Annotated in this window: 20 protein-coding genes; 11 read left to right on the plus strand and 9 right to left on the minus strand. The window is 71.2% G+C overall.

What is annotated here, in order from left to right:
• Window positions 1-116 precede the first annotated feature (116 nt).
• A complete protein-coding gene (locus EIL87_RS20490) occupies window positions 117-917 on the plus strand; it encodes a crotonase/enoyl-CoA hydratase family protein (protein ID WP_125092205.1) in 801 nt (266 codons plus the stop codon).
• A gap of 192 nt (window positions 918-1,109) precedes the next feature.
• On the opposite strand, the gene EIL87_RS20495 is transcribed toward EIL87_RS20490, so the two are convergent.
• Window positions 1,110-2,303 carry an NADH:flavin oxidoreductase gene (locus tag EIL87_RS20495; protein WP_125092206.1) on the minus strand — a complete coding sequence of 398 codons (1,194 nt, stop codon included), beginning with the start codon at window positions 2,301-2,303 and terminating at the stop codon, window positions 1,110-1,112.
• Window positions 2,304-2,325: 22 nt separating this feature from the next.
• Window positions 2,326-3,156, minus strand: coding sequence for an SDR family oxidoreductase (locus EIL87_RS20500; RefSeq protein ID WP_125092207.1), 831 nt, complete (start codon window positions 3,154-3,156; stop codon window positions 2,326-2,328).
• 112 nt (window positions 3,157-3,268) lie between these two features.
• Here EIL87_RS20500 and EIL87_RS20505 point away from each other — a divergent pair, with 112 nt between their 5' ends.
• Window positions 3,269-3,862 (plus strand): TetR/AcrR family transcriptional regulator, encoded by a 594-nt coding sequence (locus EIL87_RS20505; protein ID WP_199740533.1) that lies wholly within the window; start codon window positions 3,269-3,271, stop codon window positions 3,860-3,862.
• Between the two features lie 188 nt (window positions 3,863-4,050).
• Window positions 4,051-4,710 (plus strand): GntR family transcriptional regulator, encoded by a 660-nt coding sequence (locus tag EIL87_RS20510; protein ID WP_125092391.1) that lies wholly within the window; start codon window positions 4,051-4,053, stop codon window positions 4,708-4,710.
• Window positions 4,711-5,137: 427 nt separating this feature from the next.
• Here EIL87_RS20510 and EIL87_RS20515 read toward each other — a convergent pair whose 3' ends face one another.
• The gene (locus tag EIL87_RS20515) at window positions 5,138-6,301 is read right to left on the minus strand and encodes an NAD(P)/FAD-dependent oxidoreductase (RefSeq protein WP_125092209.1); all 1,164 of its coding nucleotides are present in this window, start codon (window positions 6,299-6,301) and stop codon (window positions 5,138-5,140) included.
• The gene (locus EIL87_RS20520) at window positions 6,301-6,636 is read right to left on the minus strand and encodes a bifunctional 3-phenylpropionate/cinnamic acid dioxygenase ferredoxin subunit (protein ID WP_125092210.1); all 336 of its coding nucleotides are present in this window, start codon (window positions 6,634-6,636) and stop codon (window positions 6,301-6,303) included. Before EIL87_RS20520 ends, EIL87_RS20515 begins: the two co-directional genes overlap by 1 nt.
• A 365-nt stretch (window positions 6,637-7,001) precedes the next feature.
• Here EIL87_RS20520 and EIL87_RS20525 point away from each other — a divergent pair, with 365 nt between their 5' ends.
• Window positions 7,002-8,384, plus strand: a complete 1,383-nt coding sequence (locus EIL87_RS20525) for an MFS transporter (protein ID WP_325049495.1) — start codon at window positions 7,002-7,004, stop codon at window positions 8,382-8,384.
• A gap of 110 nt (window positions 8,385-8,494) precedes the next feature.
• On the opposite strand, the gene EIL87_RS20530 is transcribed toward EIL87_RS20525, so the two are convergent.
• The 4 genes from EIL87_RS20530 to EIL87_RS20545 are packed head-to-tail and all read right to left on the minus strand — an operon-like array spanning window position 8,495 to window position 14,385.
• A complete protein-coding gene (locus EIL87_RS20530; RefSeq protein ID WP_125092212.1) occupies window positions 8,495-9,634 on the minus strand; it encodes an aromatic ring-hydroxylating oxygenase subunit alpha in 1,140 nt (379 codons plus the stop codon).
• 33 nt (window positions 9,635-9,667) lie between these two features.
• On the minus strand, window positions 9,668-10,504 hold the full coding sequence (gene purU / locus EIL87_RS20535) for a formyltetrahydrofolate deformylase (protein WP_125092213.1): 837 nt from the start codon (window positions 10,502-10,504) through the stop codon (window positions 9,668-9,670).
• Window positions 10,505-10,514: 10 nt separating this feature from the next.
• Complete coding sequence (locus EIL87_RS20540) at window positions 10,515-11,867, minus strand: L-serine ammonia-lyase (RefSeq protein ID WP_125092214.1); 1,353 nt, start codon at window positions 11,865-11,867, stop codon at window positions 10,515-10,517.
• A gap of 52 nt (window positions 11,868-11,919) precedes the next feature.
• Window positions 11,920-14,385, minus strand: coding sequence for a GcvT family protein (locus EIL87_RS20545; RefSeq protein ID WP_125092215.1), 2,466 nt, complete (start codon window positions 14,383-14,385; stop codon window positions 11,920-11,922).
• A 537-nt stretch (window positions 14,386-14,922) separates the two neighbouring features.
• Here EIL87_RS20545 and EIL87_RS20550 point away from each other — a divergent pair.
• The 7 genes from EIL87_RS20550 to EIL87_RS20580 all read left to right on the plus strand — a co-directional run bounded on the left by EIL87_RS20550 (window position 14,923) and on the right by EIL87_RS20580 (window position 22,459).
• On the plus strand, window positions 14,923-16,152 hold the full coding sequence (locus tag EIL87_RS20550) for a sarcosine oxidase subunit beta family protein (protein ID WP_125092216.1): 1,230 nt from the start codon (window positions 14,923-14,925) through the stop codon (window positions 16,150-16,152).
• Between the two features lie 94 nt (window positions 16,153-16,246).
• Complete coding sequence (locus tag EIL87_RS20555) at window positions 16,247-16,510, plus strand: sarcosine oxidase subunit delta (protein WP_125092217.1); 264 nt, start codon at window positions 16,247-16,249, stop codon at window positions 16,508-16,510.
• On the plus strand, window positions 16,507-19,323 hold the full coding sequence (locus EIL87_RS20560) for a 2Fe-2S iron-sulfur cluster-binding protein (RefSeq protein WP_125092218.1): 2,817 nt from the start codon (window positions 16,507-16,509) through the stop codon (window positions 19,321-19,323). Before EIL87_RS20555 ends, EIL87_RS20560 begins: the two co-directional genes overlap by 4 nt.
• A complete protein-coding gene (locus tag EIL87_RS20565) occupies window positions 19,316-19,927 on the plus strand; it encodes a sarcosine oxidase subunit gamma (protein WP_125092219.1) in 612 nt (203 codons plus the stop codon). Before EIL87_RS20560 ends, EIL87_RS20565 begins: the two co-directional genes overlap by 8 nt.
• A complete protein-coding gene (locus tag EIL87_RS20570; protein ID WP_125092220.1) occupies window positions 19,924-21,006 on the plus strand; it encodes an S-(hydroxymethyl)mycothiol dehydrogenase in 1,083 nt (360 codons plus the stop codon). The genes EIL87_RS20565 and EIL87_RS20570 overlap by 4 nt, the downstream gene beginning before the upstream one ends.
• Complete coding sequence (locus tag EIL87_RS20575; protein WP_125092221.1) at window positions 21,006-21,629, plus strand: MBL fold metallo-hydrolase; 624 nt, start codon at window positions 21,006-21,008, stop codon at window positions 21,627-21,629. Before EIL87_RS20570 ends, EIL87_RS20575 begins: the two co-directional genes overlap by 1 nt.
• Window positions 21,626-22,459 (plus strand): methylenetetrahydrofolate reductase, encoded by an 834-nt coding sequence (locus EIL87_RS20580; RefSeq protein WP_233576416.1) that lies wholly within the window; start codon window positions 21,626-21,628, stop codon window positions 22,457-22,459. Before EIL87_RS20575 ends, EIL87_RS20580 begins: the two co-directional genes overlap by 4 nt.
• Window positions 22,460-22,772: 313 nt before the next feature.
• Here the strand turns inward: EIL87_RS20580 and EIL87_RS20585 are convergent, their stop codons facing one another.
• Window positions 22,773-23,984 (minus strand): hypothetical protein, encoded by a 1,212-nt coding sequence (locus EIL87_RS20585; RefSeq protein WP_233576417.1) that lies wholly within the window; start codon window positions 23,982-23,984, stop codon window positions 22,773-22,775.
• Between the last annotated feature and the right edge of the window lie 33 nt (window positions 23,985-24,017).

Here is a 24,017-nt window from a genome sequence, read left to right on the forward strand (position 1 = left end):
TTCCCCACGTAACCGGTACGCACGCCCCCGGTCAACGGACCTTCCTGGTGACCCGGGCTCGTCCGCGCACGTATGGTGTCGCCGATCAGGCCCGGTTGCTGGGAGGAACGCTGCTCATGTCCGATGTGCTGGTGGTCGAGCGCACCGATCACGTGGAGACCTGGACGATCAACCTGCCCGACCAGCGCAACCCGATCTCGGGTGCGGACGTGGTCGAGGCGTTCGAGGTCAACGTGCGACGGGTGCAGCAGGACCTGGACGTGCGGTGCGTGGTGCTGACCGGGGCCGGCAAGGCGTTCTCGGCGGGCGGCAACGTCAACGACATGCGGGAGAAGGCCGGCATGTTCAGCGGCAGCCCGTGGCAGATGCGCAACGGCTACCGGGACGGGATCCAGCGCATCCCGCTCGCCCTGACCGAGTGCGAGGTCCCGGTGGTGGCGGCGGTCAACGGTCCGGCGGTCGGCGCGGGCTGCGACCTGGCCCTGATGTGCGACCTGCGGGTGGCCTCCACCCACGCCTGGTTCGCCGAGTCCTTCGTGCAGCTCGGCATCATCCCCGGTGACGGGGGTGCGTGGTTGCTCACCCAGGCCGTCGGTCCGCAGCGCGCGGCGGAGATGGCCCTGACCGGGGACCGCGTCGACGCCCAGAAGGCCCTCGAGTGGGGCCTGGTCGCCCACGTCGTCGAGCCCGAGGAGCTCCTCGACGAGGCCAGGGCGCTGGCGGAGCGGGTCGCCAAGAACCCGCCGCACGCCACCCGCATGGCCAAGCGCCTGCTCAAGGAGTCCCGCACCCACGACCTGCGCCACGTCCTGGAGCTCTCGGCCACCATGCAGGCCCTCTCCCACCACACCGAGGACCACGCCGAAGCCATGGACGCCGTGCTGGACAAGCGCTCCGCCGACTTCCGAGGCCGCTGACGAGCGCTGGGTCGAGAGGTCGCTGTGCTCGGCGGTGCGGGTGGCAGAAACCCCCGGAAAGGGGAGAGCACCGCGGCTCCGAGGCTCCGTGCGCCACGGAGCCACGAAGCCGCCCAGAACCTGCGGCGGTGCCGGCTGAGCCCCACACCTGGAGCAGCGGCTCCGCCGTACACCCACAGCTCCCGGTCGTGATCAGGGCCCGGCCTGGTCGTCCGGCACGAGCACGCAGCGGCTGCCGGTGAAGATGGTGACCATGCAGCGGTTGTTGTGGTTGCACAGCGACCGCGTCGTGGGGTCCTGCGCGATGCGGTTGACCAGGTCGGGTTCGCGGAGCAGCGCTCGGCCCATCGCGACGAACTGGAACCCCTCGTGCATGGCCGTGTCCATGACCTGCCGGTTGGTGACGCCGCCCAGCAGCACCATCGGGAGCCCGACCGCCGCGCGGACCTGGCGGGCGTCGTCGAGCAGGTAACCGTCCTGGTACGGGTACTCGCGGAGGAACTTGCTGCCGACGAGCTTCACGCCGGTGCGGATCGGTTCGCGCATCACCTCGGCGAACTCGCGGACCGGCGCCTCGCCCTTGAACAGGTACATCGGGTTGAGCAGCGAGCTGCCCGCGGTCATCTCCAGCGCGTCGACCGTGCCGTCGGCCTCCAGCCACTGCGCGACGGTGATCGCCTCGTCGAGCCAGAACCCCCCGGGCACGCCGTCGTCCATGTTGAGCTTGGCCAGGATCGCGATCCGGTCCCCCACGGCGTCGCGGACGGCGCGCATGATGCGCAGCGCGAAACGAGCGCGGTTGGCCAGGGAACCACCGTAGTCGTCGGTGCGCTTGTTGATCTTCGGGCTGAGGAACGAGCTGGCCAGGTAGTTGTGTCCCAAGTGGACTTCCACGGCGTCGAACCCGGTGTCCACCGCCATCTTCGCGGCGTCGCCGTGCGCCTGCACGACCCGGTCGATGTCGGCCTGCGTCGCCGCCTTGACCGGGCGCAGCGACTGCAGGCTCAGCGACCTGCTGGGACCGAGGGCGGGCAGCTTGGTCTTCGTCGAGTCGGCGACCGGGCCGGAGTGACCCACCTGCGCGGAGATCGCGGCACCTTCCGCGTGCACGGCCTCGGTCAACCGCCGCAGGCCCGGGACCGCTTCCTCGCGCCACACGAGTTGGTGCCCGTCGGTGCGCCCCTCGGGCGAGACCGCGCAGTAGGCGACCGTGGTCATCCCGACGCCGCCGGCGGCGTGCCGGACGTGGAAGTCGATCAGCTCGTCGGTGACCAGGCCGCGACGCGCCCGCTTCTCGTAGGTGGCCGCCTTGAGGACGCGGTTGCGCAACCGCACCGGTCCCAGCTTCGCCGGCCCGAGGACGTCGGGAACAACCTTCTCGCGCATCGCTTTCTCCTCACGTCGTCCTTCACCGCCTTGCGAAGAGGCGCAGGTACTGCGGTAAACCGCGCAGCGGGACCGGTCGCGGCCACGCGTCGGAACGGAAGTGGGCGTCGGAACCGCCGTCGACGAACACCACGGACCCCACCAGGAAGTCGGCGGCGTCGGAGAGCATGAAGACCACCCAGTCGGCGAGCTGCGAGGGATCGCCGAACCCGCCTGCCGGAACTGGGAAGGCCTTGACCGCACGCGCTTGGGACGGGTCGGCCAGCTGGCGCTCCAGCAGCGGGGTCAGGATCGCGCCCGGGGCGAGCGCGTTGAGCCGGATCCCGGCTCCGGCCCACTCGCGCCGCACCGCCGTGCGGCGCACCCAGTGGCTCACCGCGAGCTTCGAGGCGGCGTAGATCATCGACGGCGCCGCGGGGCCGAACAGCCGAACGCTGCGCACCGCTTGGCCCGGGTCGTCGCCGAGCAGGGCGCGCACCGCCCGCCGCGGCACGAGCGGTGTCGTGGTCGTCGAGTTGCTGGAGATCACCACGACCTTGGCGCCGCCCGCCAACGCCGGACGCCAGGCCCGCAGGAGCTCGACCACGCCGAGGTAGTTGACCTGCGCGATCTGCCGCTCCCGCCCGCGGAGGGGCCCCAGCCCGGCCGCCAGCACCGCACCGTCGAGACGGCCGCCCGCGGCGTCGAGCACCCGGTCGGCGGCGGTGCGCCTGCCCGACGGGGTGGACAGGTCGGCCTCGACCTCGGCGTCGGCCAGGTCCACGCCGATCACGGTGTGACCGGCCGCGCGCAGCTTGCTCGCGGCCTCACCGCCCATGCCCGACCTCGACCCGGTGACCGCGTAGGTGCCCATTGGTGCCTCCTCCCGCAGCGTCGCGGTCGGAACCCTACCAGCATTTTGGCGCATGTCGCCAAAAATTTTTGCCGTGCCGTTGACCTGCACCGGGGTTCGGTATGGTCGCCGCGTGAGCCACAGCGATGCCCCGGCGCCGCAGCGCGGCCGCCCGACCGTCCTCGACCGCGCCGCCATCGCCGCCGCGACCTTCCGGCTCTGGAGCGAGCGCGGGTACGCCGACGTCGGGTGGAAGGACATCGCCGAGGCCACCGGCGTCAGCGTCCGCACCCTCGTGCGGCACTTCGCCCACAAGTCCGACATCGCCTGGCTCGGCGTGCCCGCGGCCACCCGCCGGCTCCGCCACGCGCTCCACGAGGTCCCCGACGACGTCCCGGTCGACGACGCGGTCCGCCGCGCGATCGTCGCCTCCATCGCCGATGACCCGATGACGCCGGCGGGGCCGGACTGGATCCGCGTGGTGTGCTCCGAACCCGAACTGGCCGGGACCGCCCCGACCGCCTACCGGCCGTGGATCGCCGAACTCGCCGGGTTCCTCCGCGAGCGCGTCCCCGGCATCACCCCCGCGTGCGCCACGGCCGTGGCCAGCGGCTACCAGGCCGCGACCTTCGCCGCCCTGGTCAGCTGGTGTGGAACCGGATCGCACGACCGCGCCGCAGACGCCGCTGACGAGGCGCTGAGCTGGATGTCCGTCCGTCGTGGCTGACCGCCCCGCTGCGCTCGTCCGCGAGCAGCGGGTGCCGCGCAATCGCCTTTCGAGTCGACGAAATCACATTTCAGCATTCTTCCGCAGTTCGAAAACGGTGGGCGGAGTAGAATTGGCTTTCTGCTATACTACTGATGTACCAGAATTCGAATGCAGCAGAACTGCGTTCTGATGAAGTCGGGGCGATGATGACTGCGATCGAGGAGCAACCGGCCAACCTGTCCATGGCGGAGAAGGCGTACCTCGCCATCCGCGACAAGTTGATCATGCTCGACATCCCGCCGATGGCGCCCATCGACGACGCCGCGCTGGCACGGTCGCTCGAGATCGGCCGCACCCCCGTGCGCGAGGCCCTCAAGCGGCTGGAGATCGACCGGCTGGTCGTGTCGTACCCGCGCCGGGGCACCTTCGCCACAGCCGTGGACATCACCGACCTCGCCTCCATCTCCGACCTGCGGGTGCACCTCGAACCGCTGGCCGCGCGCCGGGCCGCCGAGGTCGCCGGTGACGACGACCGGGCGGAGATCAGCTCGCTCGTCGACCGCCTCGACGGCATGGACTTCCGCTCGATGGTCCGCGACGAGATCATGCGCTGGGACCTGCACGTCCACCGCACGATCTACCGAGCCGCCGGCAACCCGCACCTCGAAGACACCCTGATCCGCTACGACAACCTCGCCACGCGGATCTTCTGCGTCTTCCTCGACCGCATGCAGGACTTCGACAGCCACGTCATGGAGCACTCGGCCCTGCTGCGCGCCATCGGTGCGCAGCGGGCCGACAAGGCGGAGCAGTTGGCCAGGGAGCACGTCCTCAACTTCGACAAGGCGATGCGGTCCCTGGTGTGAACCGCCCTGTTGAGCTTGCTCTGCTCAGCGGTGCGGGTGGCAGGAACCCCCGGAGGGGAGAGCACAGCGGCTCCGTGGCTCCGCTCCGCTCCTGATGTGTGCCAGCACACGGCGTCGCGGCGCACTCGCCACGAAGCCGCTCAGAACCTGCGGCGGTGCCGGCTGACTGAGTCCCACACCTGACGAAGCGGCTGCCGCCGCGAACCGCCTCGATGCCGTGGGGACTTCTCACGTCGCGGGAATTCGGTGAGTGGTGGGGGATCCTGCGGGGTGACGCTGAGAACAGCGTCTTCTTCGCCGCGTGCTTCTGCAGCTCCTCGCCGTGGGAACCGCCCCGCATGGCGGCGATCGAGCGAGTCCGGGGTTGCGGGGCGTTTCTCACTCATGTCCTTCGTGGACAGTTGTTCTTCCGTCGGCTTCTGCAGTCCTACAGGCGTTGGGCCAGTTTTCGGCGCCATTGGCCGAAGGGACGGGAGCGGTCTACGGCGAGGACGCCGACCGGTTCGTCCGCGGCGTCGAGGTAGAGGGCCAGGAAGTCGCCGGTCTCGAGGTCGCCCTCCTCGACCTGGACGGTGCAGTCCTCGGTGCGGTGCCCGGCGAACTGGATCTTGTGCCCGTACTGGTCGGACCAGAAGTAGGGCACCGCGTGGTGCTTCGGAGCCGAACGCTCGCGGCCGAGCAGCGCCGCGACGGCCGCAGCCGGCTGCTGCAGCGCGTTGGTCCAGTGCTCCAGCCGCATCGGCCGCGCCGTGTAGTCCCGGAAGGAGCAGGCGCAGTCCCCCGCGGCCACCACCTCCGGCAGGAGGGTGCGCCCCGCGGCGTCGGTGCGGACACCAGCGTCGAGGTCGATCCCCGAGCCCGCCAGCCACTCGGTGTTGGGCTCGGCGCCGATCCCGACCACCACGACGTCGGCGGGGAGTTCGCGCCCGTCCGACAGCCGCACACCGCTCACCCGTGACTCCCCGACCAGCTCGGAGAGGCCGGAGAGCGCGTGCACCCGCACACCGTGGCGAGCGTGCAGGCGGGCGCACACCTCGCCCATCTCCGCGCCGAGCGCGCGCCGCAGCGGCACCGGCCCGTTGTCGACGAGGTCGACCTCGCAGCCCAGGCCGACCGCCGTCGAGGCGACCTCGGCGCCGATGAACCCGCCTCCGACGATCACCAGCCGGGCACCGGGAACCAGGTCGGCCCGCAGCGCGATCGCGTCGTCGAGGGTGCGCAGCGCGTGCACTCCTGCCAGGTGCGCGCCGGGGAGCTCGCGCGCCCGCGCACCGGTCGCCAGCACGACCCCGTCGGTGGTGACGCGGGTGCCGTCGGCGAGCACGACCGCGCGGTCAGCGGCGTCCAGGGCGGCGGCGGGCCGCCCGAGCCGCCAGTCGACGTCGAGCTCGTCGTCGTCGGAGTCGGTGAGGCGGAGGTCGTCCTCGTCCGCGGTCCCGGCCAGGAACTCCTTGGACAGCGGTGGCCGGTCGTAGGGCGGGTGCGGTTCGTCGCCGATGGCCGTGATCCGGCCGTCGTACCCCTGCTCGCGCAGCGCGCGGATCGCCGAGAGGCCGGCGAGCGAGGCCCCGACGACGGTGATGTGCCGCATTAGACCACTTCCTCCGGCACCGCGCCGCCCACGCGGGACGACTCGTGCACGTAGACCAGGCCGTCCTCGACCGACACGACGTGGGTGCGGACCGGCTTCTTGGCGGGCGGACCGCTCGGCATCCCGGTCTTCAAGTCGAAACACGCAGCGTGCAGCGGACATTCAACCGCGCAGCCCTCCAGCCACCCGTCGGACAGCGACGCGTCCTGGTGCGAGCAGGTGTCGTCGATGGCGTAGAGCTCCCCGTCCACGTTGAACACCGCGATCGCCACGTCACCGTGCACGCGGACCGACTCCCCCGGTGGCAGATCGCCCAGCTCACCAACCAAGATCATGACGCCTCCTGTTGCAGATAGCGGAACACCGCGTGCTATGCGCAACAACAGGATGGAGGTCCGCGACCCGCTCGTCAATGGGGAAATCCGTTCGGGGCAACGGGTTCTCCCGTCCACGGCGCCAGCGGGCGCGCGTCGTCGCGAGGCCGCCGACGAGACGTGGCGACCCCGTGGTCGGATGCGTGGAGGACTTGATTCGGCGACGCCGAGGGGATACCTTCTCGACAACAGATATATCAGTTGTCGAACGCGGTCACAACCGCGCGCCGCCACGAGGACCGCGGCCCCAGCGCTGCGCCGCACCCGGGGGAACCCTGATGACCGATCGCCCCAGACGGCCTCGGCGAGGCCTGAGACCACCTGTCGTGCAAGAGGAACGCACGGTCCACCGGGCGGTCGCGGCGGCATCGGTGGGCAACGTGGCCGAGTGGTACGACTTCGGCATCTACTCCTACCTGGCCGCGGGGGTGCTCGACCGGGTCTTCTTCTCCGACTTCGGGCCGTGGGCGGCCGTCTACACCCTCGGCGCGTTCGCCGCCGCGTTCGTGATGCGCCCGCTGGGCGGCTTCGTCTTCGGCCGGCTCGCGGACCGGTTCGGCCGCACGAAGGTCCTGTCCGCCACGGTGCTGATGATGGCGGGGGCCACCGTGCTGCTCGGCCTCGTCCCCGGTTCGGGTGCGGTCGGCTGGCTGGCTCCCCTGCTGGTGCTGCTCATCCGGATGTTGCAAGGCTTCTCCGCGGGCGGCGAGTACACCGGAGCCCTGACGCTGATCGCCGAGTACGCACCGGACCGGCGACGCGGTTTCTTCGGCAGCTGGCTGGAGTTCAGCACCCTGGCGGGTTACACCCTCGGCGCGGGCACCTGCGGCGCGGTGATCGCCCTCCTGCCGTCCGAGGACCTGCTGTCCTGGGGGTGGCGGGTGCCGTTCCTGCTCGCGCTTCCGCTCGGGATCGTCGGCCTCTACCTGCGCATCCGGCTCGAGGACACCCCGGCGTTCCGGCAGCTCATGGAGCGCTCCCCGGTGCTGGCCACGATGTCGACTCGACGTGCGGTGCAGATCGTGCGCCGCCACTACCGGACGCCCGCGCTGGTCGCAGCCGGGGTGATCGTGGCCTGGAACGTCACCAACTACGTGCTGACCAACTACGCGCCGACCTACCTCACCAGCACGCTCCCCCGCCACGGCGGAGGAGGCACCAGCGGTGCCGTCACCACCGGGTTGCTGGTGGCGGTCATGGTGGTGATGCTGTGCGCCGTCGTGGGCGTGGGCAGGCTCAGCGATCGCATCGGCCGCAAACCGGTCCTGATGACCGGCAGCGTCGCGCTGGTGCTGCTCGGACTGCCGGCGGTGTGGTTGCTGCGCGAGGGGATCGCAGGCCAGGCGCTCGGGCTGCTGATCGTGGGCCTGTGCCTGGTGTGCTTCGCGGCCGTCTCCCCCTCGACGCTGCCCGCCCTGTTCCCGACGATGATCCGCTGCAGCAGCCTCGCGGTCATCTTCAACCTCTCGGTGTCGCTGTTCGCCGGCACCGCTCCGACGATCATCGAGGCCGCGGTGACCGCGACCGGCGACCTCGACTGGCCGGGTTACTACCTCGTCGGCGCCGGGGTCGTCGGCATCGTCGCCACGCACTTCCTGCGGGAGCACGCAGGGAGGCCCCTCGACGGGGCCGCTCCGCTGACTTCCAGCGCCGAGCTCCCGCCCCCGCCGCTGTCGGAGGACGGCGTGCCGCTGGAGCTGCCCCGCTGAGCGTTGCGCCGCAACGACATCAGCGGTCCCAGGACGGACTCCTCTCCCCGGTGGGCGGACGACGGGTGGCCCCGCACCGGACTCGGTGCGGGGCTGCCCGGGTGCTGCGCTCAGCCCGTGCGTTCCCGGACCCAGTCGTGGAACTCGGTGATGTGGTGCTCGCTGGGCACGAGCACGCCGCCCGCGGCGTAGGAGCGTGAACCCATCGCCAGCTGGCAGCGCTCGCAGGCTTCGAAGTCCTGCTGGTTGACGCGGTGGAACAGCTCCACCGAGCGCTCGATGTCCGCTCCCGAGTCGACCACCTCCGGCAGGTACAGCCAATCGCAGCGCACCAGCGTGCGGTCCGGCGCCAGCGGGAACATCCGGTGGAAGACGACGTGGTCGGGCACGAGGTTGATGAACACCTGCGGCCGCACGGTGATGGCGTAGTACCGGCGGTCCTGCTCCTCGTTCACGCCCGGCAACTTGGTCAGCCCGGCCGAACCGTCCACCGTGAACCCCTCGACGTCCTCGCCGAACTCGGCGCCGTGTCCCACGAAGTACTGCGCGGCCAGGCCATCGGCGAACTCCGGGAGCACGTCGGTGAGCTCGGGGTGGATCGTGGCGCAGTGGTAGCACTCCATGAAGTTCTCGACGATCTGCTTCCAGTTCGCCTGCACGTCGTACTCGACACGCCTGCCCAGCTTCAGGTCCGCGACCTGGTACCCCACGATCGCGTCCGGAGTGCCCAGCCGGGTGGCGACGTCGCCGATGACGGTGTCCTCGAACGAGGGCGGCTCGTCGGCCAGGCACAGCCACACGTAGCCGAGCCATTCGCGCACGTGCACCTCGTGCAGGCCGTACCGGGTGCGGTCGACGTCGTCCATCGCACCGAGGTTGGGCGCGGCGATCAGAGCGCCGTCCAGGGAGTAGGTCCAGGCGTGGTACGGGCACTGGAAGGACCGGCGGACCTCGCCCTCCTCCTCGGTGCACAAGCGAGCACCGCGGTGCCGGCACACGTTGAGGTAGGCCTTGACGGCGCCGGTGCGGCCCCGCGTGACCAGGACGCTCTCACGTCCGATCTGGACGGTCTCGAACGTGCCCGGCCCGGTCAGGTCCGCGCTGCGCACGGCGCAGAACCAGCTCGCCTCGAAGATCGTGGCCTGCTCCAGGCGGAAGATCCCGGGGTCGGTGTAGTAGTGGCCCGGCAGCGTCTCGCGCAGGCTCTCGGGAAGCGGGGACTCGGTGGTGGGGAGCTCACCGGTGGTCATGGGCGACAACCTCTCAGCGCAGGGGGAGGACTTTCACGGGAACACGACGGTGCTGGTGCCGTTGAGCTGGACTCGGTGCTCGCAGTGCCAGCGCACCGCGCGGGACAGCGCGAGCGCTTCGGCGTCCCTGCCGACGGTCTGCAGGGCTTTCGGGTCGTGGGTGTGGTCGATGCGGATGACCTCCTGCTCGATGATCGGCCCTTCGTCGAGGTCGGGGGTGACGTAGTGGGCGGTGGCGCCGACGAGCTTCACGCCCCGGTCGTAGGCCTGGTGGTAGGGCTTCGCGCCCTTGAACCCGGGCAGGAACGAGTGGTGGATGTTGATCGCGCGGCCGTGCAGCGCCTTGCAGGTCTGGTCGGAGAGCACTTGCATGTACCGGGCGAGCACGACGAGTTCGGCGGCGTGGTCGTCGACCACCTGCAGCAACCGCGCCTCGGCCGCCGGCTTGGTCTCCGGCGTGACCGGGATGTGGTGGAACGGCAGCCCGGCGGCCTCGGCCATCGGGCGCAGGTCCACGTGGTTGGAGACCACGGCGACGATCTCGGCGCCCAGCCCACCCGCGCGCCAGCGGTAGATCAGGTCGTTGAGGCAGTGCCCCAGCTTCGACACCATCACCAGCACCCGGGCAGGTCGGTCGGGGTGGAAGGCGTAGTCCATCGCGAAGTCCGCCGCCACCTGCTCGAACCCGCGTGAGAGGTGCTCGAGGTCGGCGTCCCCGGTGGCCTGCACGCGCAGGAACAGCCGCCCGCGCACGGCGTCGTCGAACTGGCGGTACTCGCCGATGTCGCACCCGCGCTCGAACAGGAACGAGCTGACGGCCTGGACGATGCCCGTGCGGTTCGGGCAGCTCAAGGTGAGGGTGAACGTCACGGGATTCTCCTCAGCATTCCACGATGTTCAGCGCGAGGCCGCCGCGCGCGGTCTCCTTGTACTCGTCCTTCATGTCCGCTCCGGTCTCGCGCATCGTCTTGATCGCCGTGTCCAGCGAGACGTGGTGCCGGCCGTCGCCGCGCAGCGCCATCCGGGCGGCGGTGATCGCCTTGATCGCGGCGATGGCGTTGCGCTCGATGCAGGGGATCTGCACCAGTCCGCCCACGGGGTCGCAGGTGAGCCCGAGGTTGTGCTCGATGCCGATCTCGGCGGCGTTCTCCACCTGCTCGGGCGTGCCGCCCAGCAGCTCGGCCAGTCCGGCGGCGGCCATCGAGCAGGCGGAGCCGACCTCGCCCTGGCACCCGACCTCGGCGCCGGAGATCGAGGCGTTCTGCTTGAACAGCACGCCGATGGCGCCGGCGGTGAGCAGGAACCGGACCGCCGCGTCGTCGTCGAAACCGGGCACGGAGCGGTGGGCGTGGTGCAGCACCGCCGGGACGATCCCGGCGGCACCGTTGGTCGGGGCGGTCACCACCCGACCGCCCGCGGCGTTCTCCTCGTTGACCGCCAAGGCGTGGAGCGACACCCACTCCATCGGATCGGCGGTGTCGTCGAGGCTGGCGCGCAGCGCGCGGGCTCGGCGGCGGACCCGCAAGCCGCCGGGCAGGACCCCGCTGGTGCGCACGCCCCGTTCGACGCACTCGCGCATCACCTGCCAGATGTGCAGCAGCTGCGCGCGGACCTCCTCCTCGGTGCGCCAGGCGGTTTCGTTAACCAGGACGAGGTCGCTGATGCGCCGCCCGGTGCGGTGGGTGTGGGCGAGCAGTTCGGCGGCGCTGCGGAACGGGTGGGCGAGCGGGGTGGCGTCGGAAGGCGCCGGACGTGCCGCCTCGTCCTCGTCGAGGACGGAACCGCCCCCGACCGAGTAGTACTCGCGGCGCACGAGACGGGCACCGCTGTCGTCGAAGGCCTCGAGGACCATCCCGTTGCTGTGGAACTCCAACCGCGTCCGGCGGTGCAGCACGACGTCGGAGTCCACGTCGAAGGCGATCTTGTGCTCACCGCCGAGGCTGAGGCGCTTCTCCTCCCGCACCGCGAGCACCTGCGGTTCCACGGCCACCGGATCGACCAGGTGCGGTTGTTCCCCGGCCAGCCCGAGCACGACGGCCGTGACGCTGCCGTGCCCGTGCCCGGTGGCGCCCAGCGATCCGAACAGCTCGCAGCGCACCCGCGCGACCTCGGGCAGCGCGCCGGTGGCGCGCAGGTGCTCGACGAACCGGTAGGCCGCCCGCATCGGCCCGACGGTGTGCGAACTCGACGGCCCGATGCCGACCTTGAACAAGTCGAACGTGGACAGGCTCATGTGCGTGCTCCGATCGGGTCGTGTGCGGGGACGGAGGGGACGGCGGCCCGGGTCACCGGCGGATGCGGTGCATGTCGGGGTCCACCAGCGGCTCTGCCGCGACCGTGGCCGGGACCAGCCGGTCGAAGTACTGGATCTGCACCGGGGTTCCCACCTCGGCCTCCGCCGGGAGCCAGGCGTAGGCGATGGGGGTGCCGAGCGTGTGGCTGAAGGCCGCCGAGGTGATGTGGCCCGAGGGCTCGCCGTCGAGGAACACCGGTTCCGAGCCGAGGACCACGCTGCGTCCGTCGTCGATGGTCAGGCAGGTCAGCCGTCGTGCGACGACCTCCGGCTCGATCCGCGCGAGGGCGTCCCGGCCGACGAAGTCCCCCTTCTGCAGGCGCACGGCGAACCCGACACCGGCCTCGTAGGGGTTGTGCTCGGTGGTCATGTCCGCACCCCAGGCCCGGTAGCCCTTCTCCAGCCGGAGGCTGTTGAACGCGGCGCGGCCGGCGGCCACCGCTCCGAGGTCACGGCCCGCTTCGAAGAGCACGTCCCACAACCGCTGGCCGTGCTCGGCGCTGGTGTAGAGCTCCCAGCCCAGTTCCCCGACGTAGGACACGCGCATGGCGGTGACCGGGACGCCGGCGATGCGGATCCGCTTGCAGCGGAAGTACTTCAACCCGTCGTGGGACAGGTCGTCCCGGCTCAGCGGTTGCACCAGGTCCCGCGCCAGCGGACCCCACACACCGATGCAGCAGGTGCCTCCGGTGATGTCGCGCAACGCCACGCTCCCGTCGTCGGGGAGCTTGCGACGCAGGTGCTCGTGATCGAGGTTGCCGTTGGCCCCGACCTGGAACAGCTGCTCGCCGAGTCGTGCCACGGTCAGGTCGCTGCGCACACCCCCGGCCTCGTCGAGCATCAAGGTGTAGGTCACCGACCCGACCGACTTGTCGACCTTGTTGGTGGTCAGCCCGTCCAGGAACGCCAGCGCTCCGGGTCCGCTGACCTCCAGGCGCTTGAGGGAGGTCATGTCGTACAGCGCGACGGCGGTGCGGGTCTTCCACGCCTCCACCGCGGCGATCGGGCTGTGGTACATCGCCGACCAGGCGTCCCGCGACGGCGGTTGCCACTCCATCGGCAGGTCCTTGACCAGCGGGGCGTTCGCCTCGAACCAGTGCGGGCGTTCCCAGCCGTGGGCCTCGAGGAAGACGGCACCGAGGTCCACCTGCCGCGCGTGGAACGGGCTCACGCGCAGGTTCCGCGGCGAGAACTTCGGTTGCAGCGGGTGCTTGACGTCGTAGATCTCCACGAAGTTGCGCGAGGAGGTCTCCTCGACGTGCTCGGGCGCGGTCTCGACGTCGTCGAAGCGGTGCACGTCGCACCCGTGCAGCTCGACCTCGCTGCGCCCGTCGACCAGCAGCTGGGCGACCGACCGCGCGACGCCGGCGGAGTGGGTGACCCACACGGCCTCGGCGATCCAGAAGCCGTGCACGTCCGGCGATTCGCCGACCAGCGGCCCACCGTCGGGGGTGAAGGAGAAGACCCCGTTGAAGCCCTCCTCCACGGTCGCGGTCCGCAACGCGGGCAGCAGGTGCTTGCTGTGCTCCCAGGACGGGGCGAAGTCCTCCTCGGTGAACGGCAGCATCGACGGCATGGCCCGCTCCGAGGTCTCCTCGTCCTGCGGCAGCTCGTCCAGCCGCACCGGCATCGGCCGGTGGGCGTAGGTGCCGATGCCGAGGCGGTCGACGTGCTCGCGGTAGTAGAGGTCGCGGTCCTGGTGGCGCAGGATCGGCAGGTTGGCCTCGGTGCGGACGTCGTTGCGCCCCGCCAGTTCGGGCAGCGGCGCGGTCTTGGCGTACTGGTGGGCCATCGGCAGCAGCGGGACCGTCATGCCGACCATCTCGCCGATGGCCTGGCCCCAGAACCCGGCGCAGCTCACGACGACGTCCGCGGGGATCTCACCGTGGTCGGTCTCGACCCCGGTGACCCGGCCGTGGCTGTGGTTGATGCCGACGACCTTCACCGCACCGCGGAACCGAGCGCCGCGCGCCACCGAGCGCCGCGCCAGCGCGACGACCGCGCGGGCCGCCTTGGCGAGTCCGTCGGTGGGCGTGTGGAGCCCGCCGAGCACCTTCTCCGCGTCCAGCAGCGGGTGCAGCTTCGCGCACTCCTCGGGTCCGATGACCTCGCCCGGAACGCCCCAGGAGGTGGCCCAGCCCTGCTTGCGGTGCAGGTCGGCGAGCCGTTCCGGGGTGGTCGCGATCTCCAGGCCGCCGACCTGGTTGAAGCACCGGTCGCCGTCGTCGTCGAGGCCCTGCAGCTTCTCGACGGTGCAGGTGGCGAACTCGGTCATCGTCTTCGACGGGCTCGTCTGGTAGACGAGGCCCGGGGCGTGCGACGTCGAACCGCCGGTGAGCGGCAGCGGTCCCTGGTCGACGACGGTGACCTGGTTCCACCCGCGGCTGGTGAGCTCGTCGGCGAGGTTCGCACCGACGATCCCGGCTCCGATGATGACGACGCGAGGTGTCGTGCCCATGCTGATCTCCTAACGGGCGGAGGCGTGAAGCTGGGGAGACCCGCCTGCGACGAGGCGAGAGGCGTTGCGGGGGAGGGATTTCCGGCACCGAGCGGAGCCGTGCGGAGAAAGATCAACACTCTCTGGAAGAGGACTGATATATCAACTGGACATCAAGGTAAGCGGCCGCCGAACCGCGGTCAACACGTGGCCGGGAAATTCCGCCGCCCCAGGGGAAACCTCCCTCGCACGGGCGAACGACGCGGCGATCGGCAGGTCGAGGGAGCGCGCTCCCTCGACCCGGTCAGGGCCGTTCGCCCAGCGCCGGGAGCAGGAGCTCCGCCAGCACGCCGGCGCACTCGGAACCCGCTCAGCACCGGCGGATGCCGGCCGCCGGTCATGGCAACTCCCCCGCCTTCCTGACCCGCGCCTGAGCGAGAGGGCTTGACCGGGCGGCGCGTGGTGCTACCTTGGTATCCATCTGATACATCAGTTGTCTTCCTAGCGCGTCTCCCCTGCTGAGCACCTGCTCCCTCGCACCTCGAACGGAGGGCTCTCATGCCGCGCACTCCCGGCGCTGAGCTACCCGAACACCCGGACTGGCTCTGGGATACCGCCGACCCGAAACCGTCCTACGACGTGGTGATCGTCGGCGGCGGAGGTCACGGCCTGGCTACCGCTTACTACCTCGCGGTCAACCACGGCATCACCAACGTGGCCGTGCTCGAGAGCGGTTGGCTGGCAGGCGGGAACATGGCCCGCAACACCACGATCATCCGCTCCAACTACCTGTGGGACGAGAGCGCCGGGCTCTACGAGCACGCGCTGAAGCTCTGGGAGGGCTTGGAGGAGGAGCTGGACTACCCGCTGCTGTTCTCCCAGCGCGGCGTGCTCAACCTGGCCCACTCGCTGCAGGAGGTCCGCGACGGCGTGCGGCGGGTCGGCGCGAACCGGCTCAACGGCATCGACGCCGAATGGCTCGACCCCCAGCAGGTGGCCGAGATCTGCCCGATCCTCAACACCTCCCCCGACCTGCGCTACCCGGTCATGGGCGCCACCTGGCAACCCCGCGCGGGCATCGCCAAGCACGACCACGTGGCGTGGGGCTTCGCCCGCGCGCTGGACCGGATGGGCGTGGACCTGGTGCAGAACTGCCAGGTCACCGGGTTCGACCGGGTCGGCGACACGATCGTGGGCGTGAAGACCACCCGCGGCGACATCGCCGCCGGGAAGGTCGCCCTGGCCGCGGCCGGGCACACCTCGGTGCTGGCCGACGAGCTCGGACTGCGGTTGCCGATCCAGAGCCACCCGTTGCAGGCGCTGGTCTCCGAACTGCTGGAGCCGGTGCACCCGACGGTGGTCATGTCCAACGCCGTGCACGTCTACGTCAGCCAGGCGCACAAGGGCGAGCTCGTCCTCGGCGCGGGCATCGACTCCTACAACTCCTACGGGCAGCGCGGCTCGTTCCACACCATCGAGCGGGAGCTGACCGCGGCCGTGGAGCTGTTCCCGATGTTCGCCCGAGCGCACGTGCTGCGCACCTGGGCCGGCGTGGTGGACGTGACCCCCGACGCCTCGGCGATCACGGGCACCACGCCGTTCGAGAACCTCTACGTCAACTGCGGTTGGGGCACAGGCGGTTTCAAGGCCACACCGGGCGTCGGCTGGTGCTACGCCCACACCATCGCCCACGACGAACCGCACCCGCTCAACGCCCCCTTCAGCCTCGACCGGTTCACCACGGGCGCTCTCGTCGACGAACACGGCGCCGCCGGGGTCGCGCACTGAACGGGAGCTTCCCGGCTCGTCCGCTCGGCGGTGCGGGCTGGGTCGCGCACCGGCTACCGCCGCACCTCTGACAACCCCCAGGAGGGCACCCACGATGATGTTGATCCCCTGCCCGTGGTGCGGGCCTCGCAACGAGACGGAGTTCCACCACGGCGGCCAGGCCGACGTGTCGTACCCGGCCGATCCGAGCGCGGTGTCCGATGTGGACTGGGCGCACTTCTTGTTCTACCGCGCCAACCCCAAGGGCGCCTTCACCGAGCGCTGGAACCACCAGGCCGGGTGCCGTCGCTGGTTCACCCTCCGCCGCGACACCCGGACCAACGAGATCCTCCACGACGACAGGGCGGTGACGAGGTGAGCAACGAGTTCAGGCTCGCCGCAGGCGGCCGGGTCGACCGCGACCGCGTGTTGCGGTTCCGCTTCGACGGACGCGACTACGAGGGCTACCAGGGCGACACGCTGGCGTCCGCGGTGCTGGCCAACGGCGTCCACCAGGTCACGACCAGCATCAAGCACGGACGCCCGCGCGGGATCGCGGCCGCGGGCCCGGAAGAGCCGAACGCGCTGGTGCAGATCGACGAACCCTTCCCAGAACCGATGCTGACCGCGACCACGGTCGCGCTGCGCGACGGGCTGGCCGCCACCGGCCTGCCCGGCCAGGGGCGCCTGGCCACCGAACCGGACCCGGCCCGCTACGAGGCGACCCACGCGCACTGCGACGTGCTGGTCGTCGGCGCCGGCCCGGCCGGGCTGGCCGCGGCGCTGAGCGCGGCGCGCAGCGGGGCGCGAGTCGTCATCGCCGACGCCGACACCGAGTTCGGCGGGCAGCTGCTGGGCAGCGGCGAACACCTCGGCGGCGGGCCCGCCGACCGGTGGATCTCGCGGGTCGTGGCCGAGCTGCAGGACTCCCCGGAGGTCGTGGTGCTGCCGCGCACCACGGTGTTCGGCCACTACGACCACAACTACCTCGTGGCCGTGGAGCACAAGGGAGAGGACACCTTCGTCCGGCAGCGGACCTGGCACATCCGGGCACGCGAGGTCGTGCTGGCCACCGGTGCGCACGAGCGCCCGCTGGTGTTCCCCGGCAACGACCGGCCCGGCACCATGCTCGCCGGGGCTGCCCGCACCTACCTGCACCGCTACGGCGTGCTGCCCGGCAGGCGCGCGGTCGTGCTCACCACCAACGACAGCGCCTACGCCGCCGCGATCGACCTGCACGACGCCGGCGTCGAGATCGCGGCGGTCGTCGACGTGCGCCCGGTCGTGCCGACGGTGTGGGCGTCGCGCTGCGTGGAACGCGGCATCGCCATCCGCCACGGTTCCGCCGTCATCGGCACCACCGGCACCGAGCGCGTGACCGGGGTGACCGCGCAGCGCGCGGACGACGGGTCGACCGCGGAGCTGGACTGCGACCTGCTGCTGGTCTCCGGCGGCTGGAACCCGGCCGTGCACCTGCACAGCCAGTCGCGGGGCACGCTGCGCTACTCGCCCGAGATCGGCGCGTTCGTGCCCGACCGCAGCGCGCGAGGCGTGCGCTCGACCGGCGCTGCGGCAGGCGATTTCAGCACGGTCGACTGCCTGCGCACCGGCGCCGAGGCCGGCAGCGACGCGGCGCGGGACGCGGGGTTCGACGCGGACTTCGCCGAGGTCCCCACCGCCGCCGCTCCCCCGGTCGTCGCGCCGCAGCCCACCTGGCTGATCACCGGCGCGTGCGAGGACGAGCAGTACGTGGACCTGGCGCGGGACGCGACGGTGGCCGACGTGCGCAAGGCCGTCGGCGCGGGCATGGATTCGGTAGAGCACATCAAGCGGTTCACCACCATCGGCACCGCGCACGACCAGGGCAAGACCTCCGGGATCCTGTCCTCGGGCGTGATCTCGGAACTGCTCGGGGTGGAGCTCGCGGAGGTCGGGGCGACCACGTTCCGCCCGCCCTACACCCCGGTGGCCTTCGCCGCCCTCGCCGGCCGCGACCGGGGCGACCTCTACGACCCGGTCCGGGTGACCGCGATGCACGACTGGCACGTCGAGCAGGGCGCGCAGTTCGAGGACGTCGGCCAGTGGAAGCGCCCGTGGTACTACCCGCAGCCCGGCGAGGACCTGGAGGCTGCGGTGCTGCGCGAGTGCGAGGCCGTGCGCACCGGCGTGGGCGTGCAGGACGTCTCGACGCTCGGCAAGATCGACGTGCAGGGCCCGGACGCCGCCGAGTTCCTCGACCTCGTCTACACCGGCAAGATGAGCACGCTCAAGCTCGGCCGCATCCGGTACGGGGTCATGTGCACCGCCGACGGCATGGTCTTCGACGACGGCACGGTGATGCGCACCGGCGAGGACCGCTACCTCATCACCACCACCTCCGGTGGTGCCGCCGGCGTGCTGGAGTGGCTGGAGGACTGGCTGCAGACCGAGTGGACGCACCTGCGGGTGCACCTGACCTCGGTCACCGAGCAGTGGGCCACCACTGCCCTGGCCGGGCCCCGCTCGCGCGACGTGCTGGCGCAGGTGACCTCCGGCATCGAGCTGGACCCCGAGTCGTTCCCGTTCATGGCCTGGAAGGACGGCATCGTGGCGGGCCGGCAGGCCCGGGTGTGCCGGATCAGCTTCTCCGGCGAGCTCGCCTTCGAGATCAACGTGCCCCGCTGGTACGGCCGCGAGGTGTGGGAGGCGCTGCACCACGCCGGAAGGCCGTTCGGCCTCACCCCGTACGGCACCGAGACGATGCACGTGCTGCGCGCCGAGAAGGGCTTCCCCATCGTCGGCCAGGACACCGACGGCACCGTCACCCCGCACGACCTCGGGATGAGCTGGGCCGTGTCGAAGAAGAAGACCGACTTCCTCGGCATGCGCTCGTTCACCCGCGCCGACACCGCCCGCTCCGACCGCAAGCACCTGGTCGGCCTGCTGCCGCCGGCCGATGCCGCGGTCGTGCCCGAAGGATCGCAGCTGGTGGAGGCGGCGGAACTGCCGGAGCCGCCGGTCCCGATGCTCGGTCACGTCACCTCCAGCTACCGCAGCGCCACGCTCGGCCGCACCTTCGCGCTCGGGCTGGTCAAGAGCGGTCGCGACCGCATCGGGCAGACGATCTACAGCCACGTCGGTGACCAGCTGGTGCCCGTGGAGATCACCGAACCGGTCTTCTACGACCAGGAAGGAGCACGCCGCGATGGCTGAGCCCTACGGCGAATCCCCGCTGGCCGCCCGCGCCGAGGCGCTGGCCGACGCTGCGGCGCCCGGTGCGCTGCGGTTGTCCGAAGTGGCCTTCACCGCTCAGGTCTCGCTCCGGGTCGACCCGAAGAGCCCTGCCGCCGAACGCATCGGCACCGCGCTGGGCGCGATGCTGCCCAACCAGGCCGGGCAGGTGGCGCGCACCGAACGGGTGCTGGTCGCCTGGCTCGGTCCCGACGAGTGGTTGCTGGTCGGTCCGGAGGGCTCGGCCGGGCAGCTCCAGGCCACCCTCACCGATGCCCTCGGCGAGGAGCACGGCGCGGTCGTCGACGTCTCCGCGCACCGCACGATCATCGAGGTCTCCGGGCCGAAGGCTCCCGAACTCCTCGCGAAGGGCTGCGCCCTGGACCTGCACCGGCGCAGCTTCGGCCCGGACCAGTGCGCGCAGACCCTGCTGGCCCGCGCCGGCGTGCTGCTGCTGTGCCGCGAGGCCGACCCGCCGCACTACTGGATCTTCGTGCGCGCCTCGTTCGCGCGCTACCTCGCCGACTGGCTCTGCGACGCGGCCGCCGAGCATCACCGAACCCGTTCGACAGGAGCGTTGACGTGACCGAAGCACGCGCAGTGGTCTCCACCGGCAAGGGCAAGCCGGTCGAGGTGACCACCATCCACGTCCCCGACCCCGGCCCGGGCGAAGTCGTCGTCCAGGTGCAGGCCTGCGGTGTCTGCCACACCGACCTGCACTACCGGGAAGGGGGCATCAGCGACGACTACCCGTTCCTGCTAGGCCACGAGGTCGCCGGTGTCGTCGAGCAGGTCGGCGCCGGGGTCGAGGGTGTCGCGCCTGGTGACTTCGTGGTGCTCAACTGGCGCGCGGTGTGCGGCGTCTGCCGCGCCTGCAAGCGCGGCCGCCCGCAGTACTGCTTCGACACCCACAACGCGGCCCAGCCGATGACGCTGCCCGACGGAACCCCGCTCTCCTCCGCGCTGGGCATCGGCGGTTTCACCGAGCGCACTCTGGTCCACTCAGGACAGTGCACGAAGGTCGACCCCGCCACCCGGGCCGCGGCGGCAGGCCTGCTGGGCTGCGGCGTGATGGCCGGCATCGGCGCCGCGATCAACACCGGGCAGGTCGGCCCCGGCGACTCGGTCGCGGTCATCGGCTGCGGGGGCGTCGGCGACGGCGCCATCGCGGGCGCGTCCCTGGCCGGTGCGCGGCGGATCATCGCGGTGGACAAGGACCCGGAGAAGCTGGTGCGGGCGCGCGAGTTCGGCGCCACCCACACCGTCCACGCCGCCGAAGCCGACACCGTGGAGGCCGTGCGCGAGCTCACCGGTGGGCACGGCGCCGACGTGGTCGTGGACGCGGTGGGCGTACCCGCGACCTACGAGCAGGCGTTCTACGCCCGCGACCTGGCAGGCACAGTCGTGCTGGTGGGCGTGCCGGACCCGTCGATGCGGCTGGAGCTGCCGCTGCTGGACGTCTTCGCCCGCGGCGGAGCGCTGAAGTCCAGCTGGTACGGTGACTGCCTCCCCGAACGCGACTTCCCGGTGCTCGCCGAACTGCACCTGCAGGGCCGACTGCCGCTCGAGAAGTTCGTCAGCGAGGAGATCTCCCTTGATGATGTCGAAGCGGCCTTCGAGAAGATGAGCCGTGGTGAAGTGCTGCGTTCGGTGGTGACGTTCTGATGGGCATCCGGATCGACCACGCCACCGTCGACGGGAAGTTCTCCCTCGACGGCGAGGTCCACGAAGTCGAGAACAACCTGTGGGTCGTCGGTGACGACCGCCAGTGCCTGGTCATCGACGCACCGCACGACGTCGACGCGGTCCGCGAGCTCGTCGCGGACCGCGAGGTGGTGGCCGTGCTGGCCACCCACGCCCACGACGACCACGCGCGCGCAGCCCCGCAGCTGGCCGACGCGGTCGGCGCGCCGATCTACCTGCACCCGGCCGACCGGCCGGTGTGGGAGCTGACGCACCCGTCCCGGCAGCCCGACGGGCGGCTGCTGGACCGGCAGACGTTCCACATCGGACGGTTGAGCCTGCAGGTGGTCCACACGCCCGGGCACACCCCGGGATCGGTGTGCCTCTACTGCCCGGACCTGGCGACCGTGTTCACCGGCGACACGCTGTTCGCCGGGGGGCCGGGCGCGACCGGCCGGTCGTTCTCCGACCACGACGCGATCCTCGACTCGATCCGGGACAGGCTGCTGCCGCTGCCCCCGCGGACCCGGGTCCGCCCCGGGCACGGGCCGGGGACGACCATCGGCGAGGTCGCGGCGCAGTTCGACGAGTGGGCATCGCGGTGAGCGCAGGGCTGGCCGGTGCGCTGCGCAACGCCTCCTACGAGGTCCTGCCCTTCCGCAGCACCGAGGAGCAGGTCCTCGCGCACGTGCCGTGCGATGTGCCGCTGACGGTCACCACCACGGAGGCCAGGGGACTGGAGCCGACGATCGACCTGGCCGTCCGGCTCACCAAGAACGGCTACTCCGCGGCTCCGCACCTCGCGGCGCGGCTGGTCCGCGACCGCGCGGAGCTGGACGAGATCGCCGGCCGGTTGCTGGAGTCGGGCGTGGAGCGGCTGTTCGTGATCGGCGGTGACGCGGCCGAGCCGGCCGGGGAGTTCCCCGACGCGGAGAGCCTGCTGCTCGCCCTCGCCGAGGGCGGGCACGAGTTCGCTCACGTCGGCATCGCGGGGTACCCGGAGGGCCACGGCAGGATCCCGGCCGAAGTGATCTCAGAAGCGTTGCGGCGCAAGGCCGACCGCGTTCACGAGATCGTCACCCAGCTCTGCTTCGACCCGGCGGCGACCACCCGCTGGGCCACCGGCCTGCGCGCCTCGGGCATCACCACGCCGGTGCGCGTCGGCATCCCGGGCAAGGTCAACCGGCAGAAGCTGGTCCGCGTGTCAGCCGGCCTGGGCTTGGGTCAGTCCGCGCGGTTCCTGGCCAAGCAGTCGGGGGTGCTCTGGCGGTTCTTCCTGCCCAGCGGGTACCGCCCGGACAAGCTCGCCGCCGCGGTCGCCGACCAGATCACCGAGCCCGGCAACGCCATCAACGGCGTCCACGTCTTCACCTTCAACGACCTCGAGCGCACCGAACGCTGGCGCCGGGAAGCACTCACCCGCCTGCACGCCTGAGTCGCCGCCTTGCGCGGGTCGCCTGTGCGCAGCGGCGCCGGAGACCTGCCGCGGCTCCGGCCACGTCCTCCCGTCGAACTTCGCGCGAAGTTCGACGGGGAACTTCGGGGGTCGAGTTCCTCGCGGAGGGCGACGCCCCGGTGCAGGGACCTGGCCCCGGGCTTGTGGGGCTGCCCGCGGATGCGGAGGCCTGCCTGGTGCCCGCGCACCACCGCGGGGTCGCGAGCGGCTTCGTGGCCGGGCGCGCCGCAGACACCTGGAAAGCACGGAGCCGCCCGGGTTCGCGCCCCGAGCGGCTCCTCGAAGCCCAGCTTCAGCTCTGCTCGCTCTGCTCGGTGCGGCGTTGCTCTTCGCGGTAGCCGTAGGCGGCCTGGCGCACCGCCTGGTCCGACTCGAGGCTGGAGCCGAGGGCTCCGGCGACCACGCCCATGCTGGTGAAGCCCCACGCCAAGGTCAGGTACCGGGTGAAGTCGGCCGGGTGCCCCAAGGTGCTGGAGAGGAGCTCTTCGGGTACGACGAACATCGCCACCGCCAGGTTGATCACGAACAGCCCGAGGTACATGACCCCGACACCGATCGTCAGCGTCGCCACGGTGGAGGTGTTGTACAGCAGCACCTGCTCGCGGTCCGCCTCGCTGCCGCTCTTGCGCTTCTCCCACAGCCCGTGCGCGGTGATCAACCAGAACACCAGCAGGGCGACCGACACGAACGCGGCGAGGAGCTGCCGGAGCACGCCGAGCTGGTCACCGATCTGCCAGATGGTGCTCGACGACAGCCCGAAGGCACTGGTGGCCACGGCCGCGGCCAGCGCGCTGCGCAAGCCGAAGATCAACTGCGCGGGTTCGTTCGACCGGACCATCCCCGCCAGCAACCGCATCCGGCCGCGCTTGGGGGTGGTGGTGTAGCGGATGTCGGCCTCGTGCTGCTCGTCCTGCTCGTGGCGTTCGACCGGAGCGAGGATCCTGGTGAGCGTGTTGTCCAGGCCGTAGCGGTTCTCCCCGCCGCCGCGGTGACCGGTGAGCTCGTCAACGATCAGCAGCATGATCTGCTTGGACCGCCGGTAGACCTGAGTGCCGCCCAGCGCGGGCAACGACACCACGGCGACGTTGCGGTCGCAATCGGCCTCGGCGACGACGGGCCGGCCGTGGGTGCGCACCGGGAGGTCGGTCAGGCAGATCGCGTAGTCCCAGTTGTGGTGGTCCATCCGGTCGCGGGTGGAGGCGAGGATGTCGCGGGTGTTGTGCCGGCCCGCGGTGACCGGGTCGACGTCGACCTCGACGGCCCAGGAGACGTACTCCTGGCCGAGCATGTCGGGCAGGTCGTCGGCGAGGCGCCTGGTGACCCGCTCGGGCATGTCCGGGTCCGCGATCAGCCCCAAGCGCCGCTTCGGCGCTTCTCCCGACTCCGGCTCACCGCGTTCGGCGAGTTCCTCGGCCTGCTCGTGGTTCTCGGTTCCCTCGTCGTGCACCTCGCCACCCGGGTCACCGGCTTCCCCGGTGGCGTTGTCCCGGTCCTGCTCGGCCATGCTGCTCCTTCCCTCTTCCCAAGGGACACAGCA

This window comes from Saccharopolyspora rhizosphaerae, assembly GCF_003931915.1.
GTDB lineage: Bacteria > Actinomycetota > Actinomycetes > Mycobacteriales > Pseudonocardiaceae > Saccharopolyspora > Saccharopolyspora rhizosphaerae.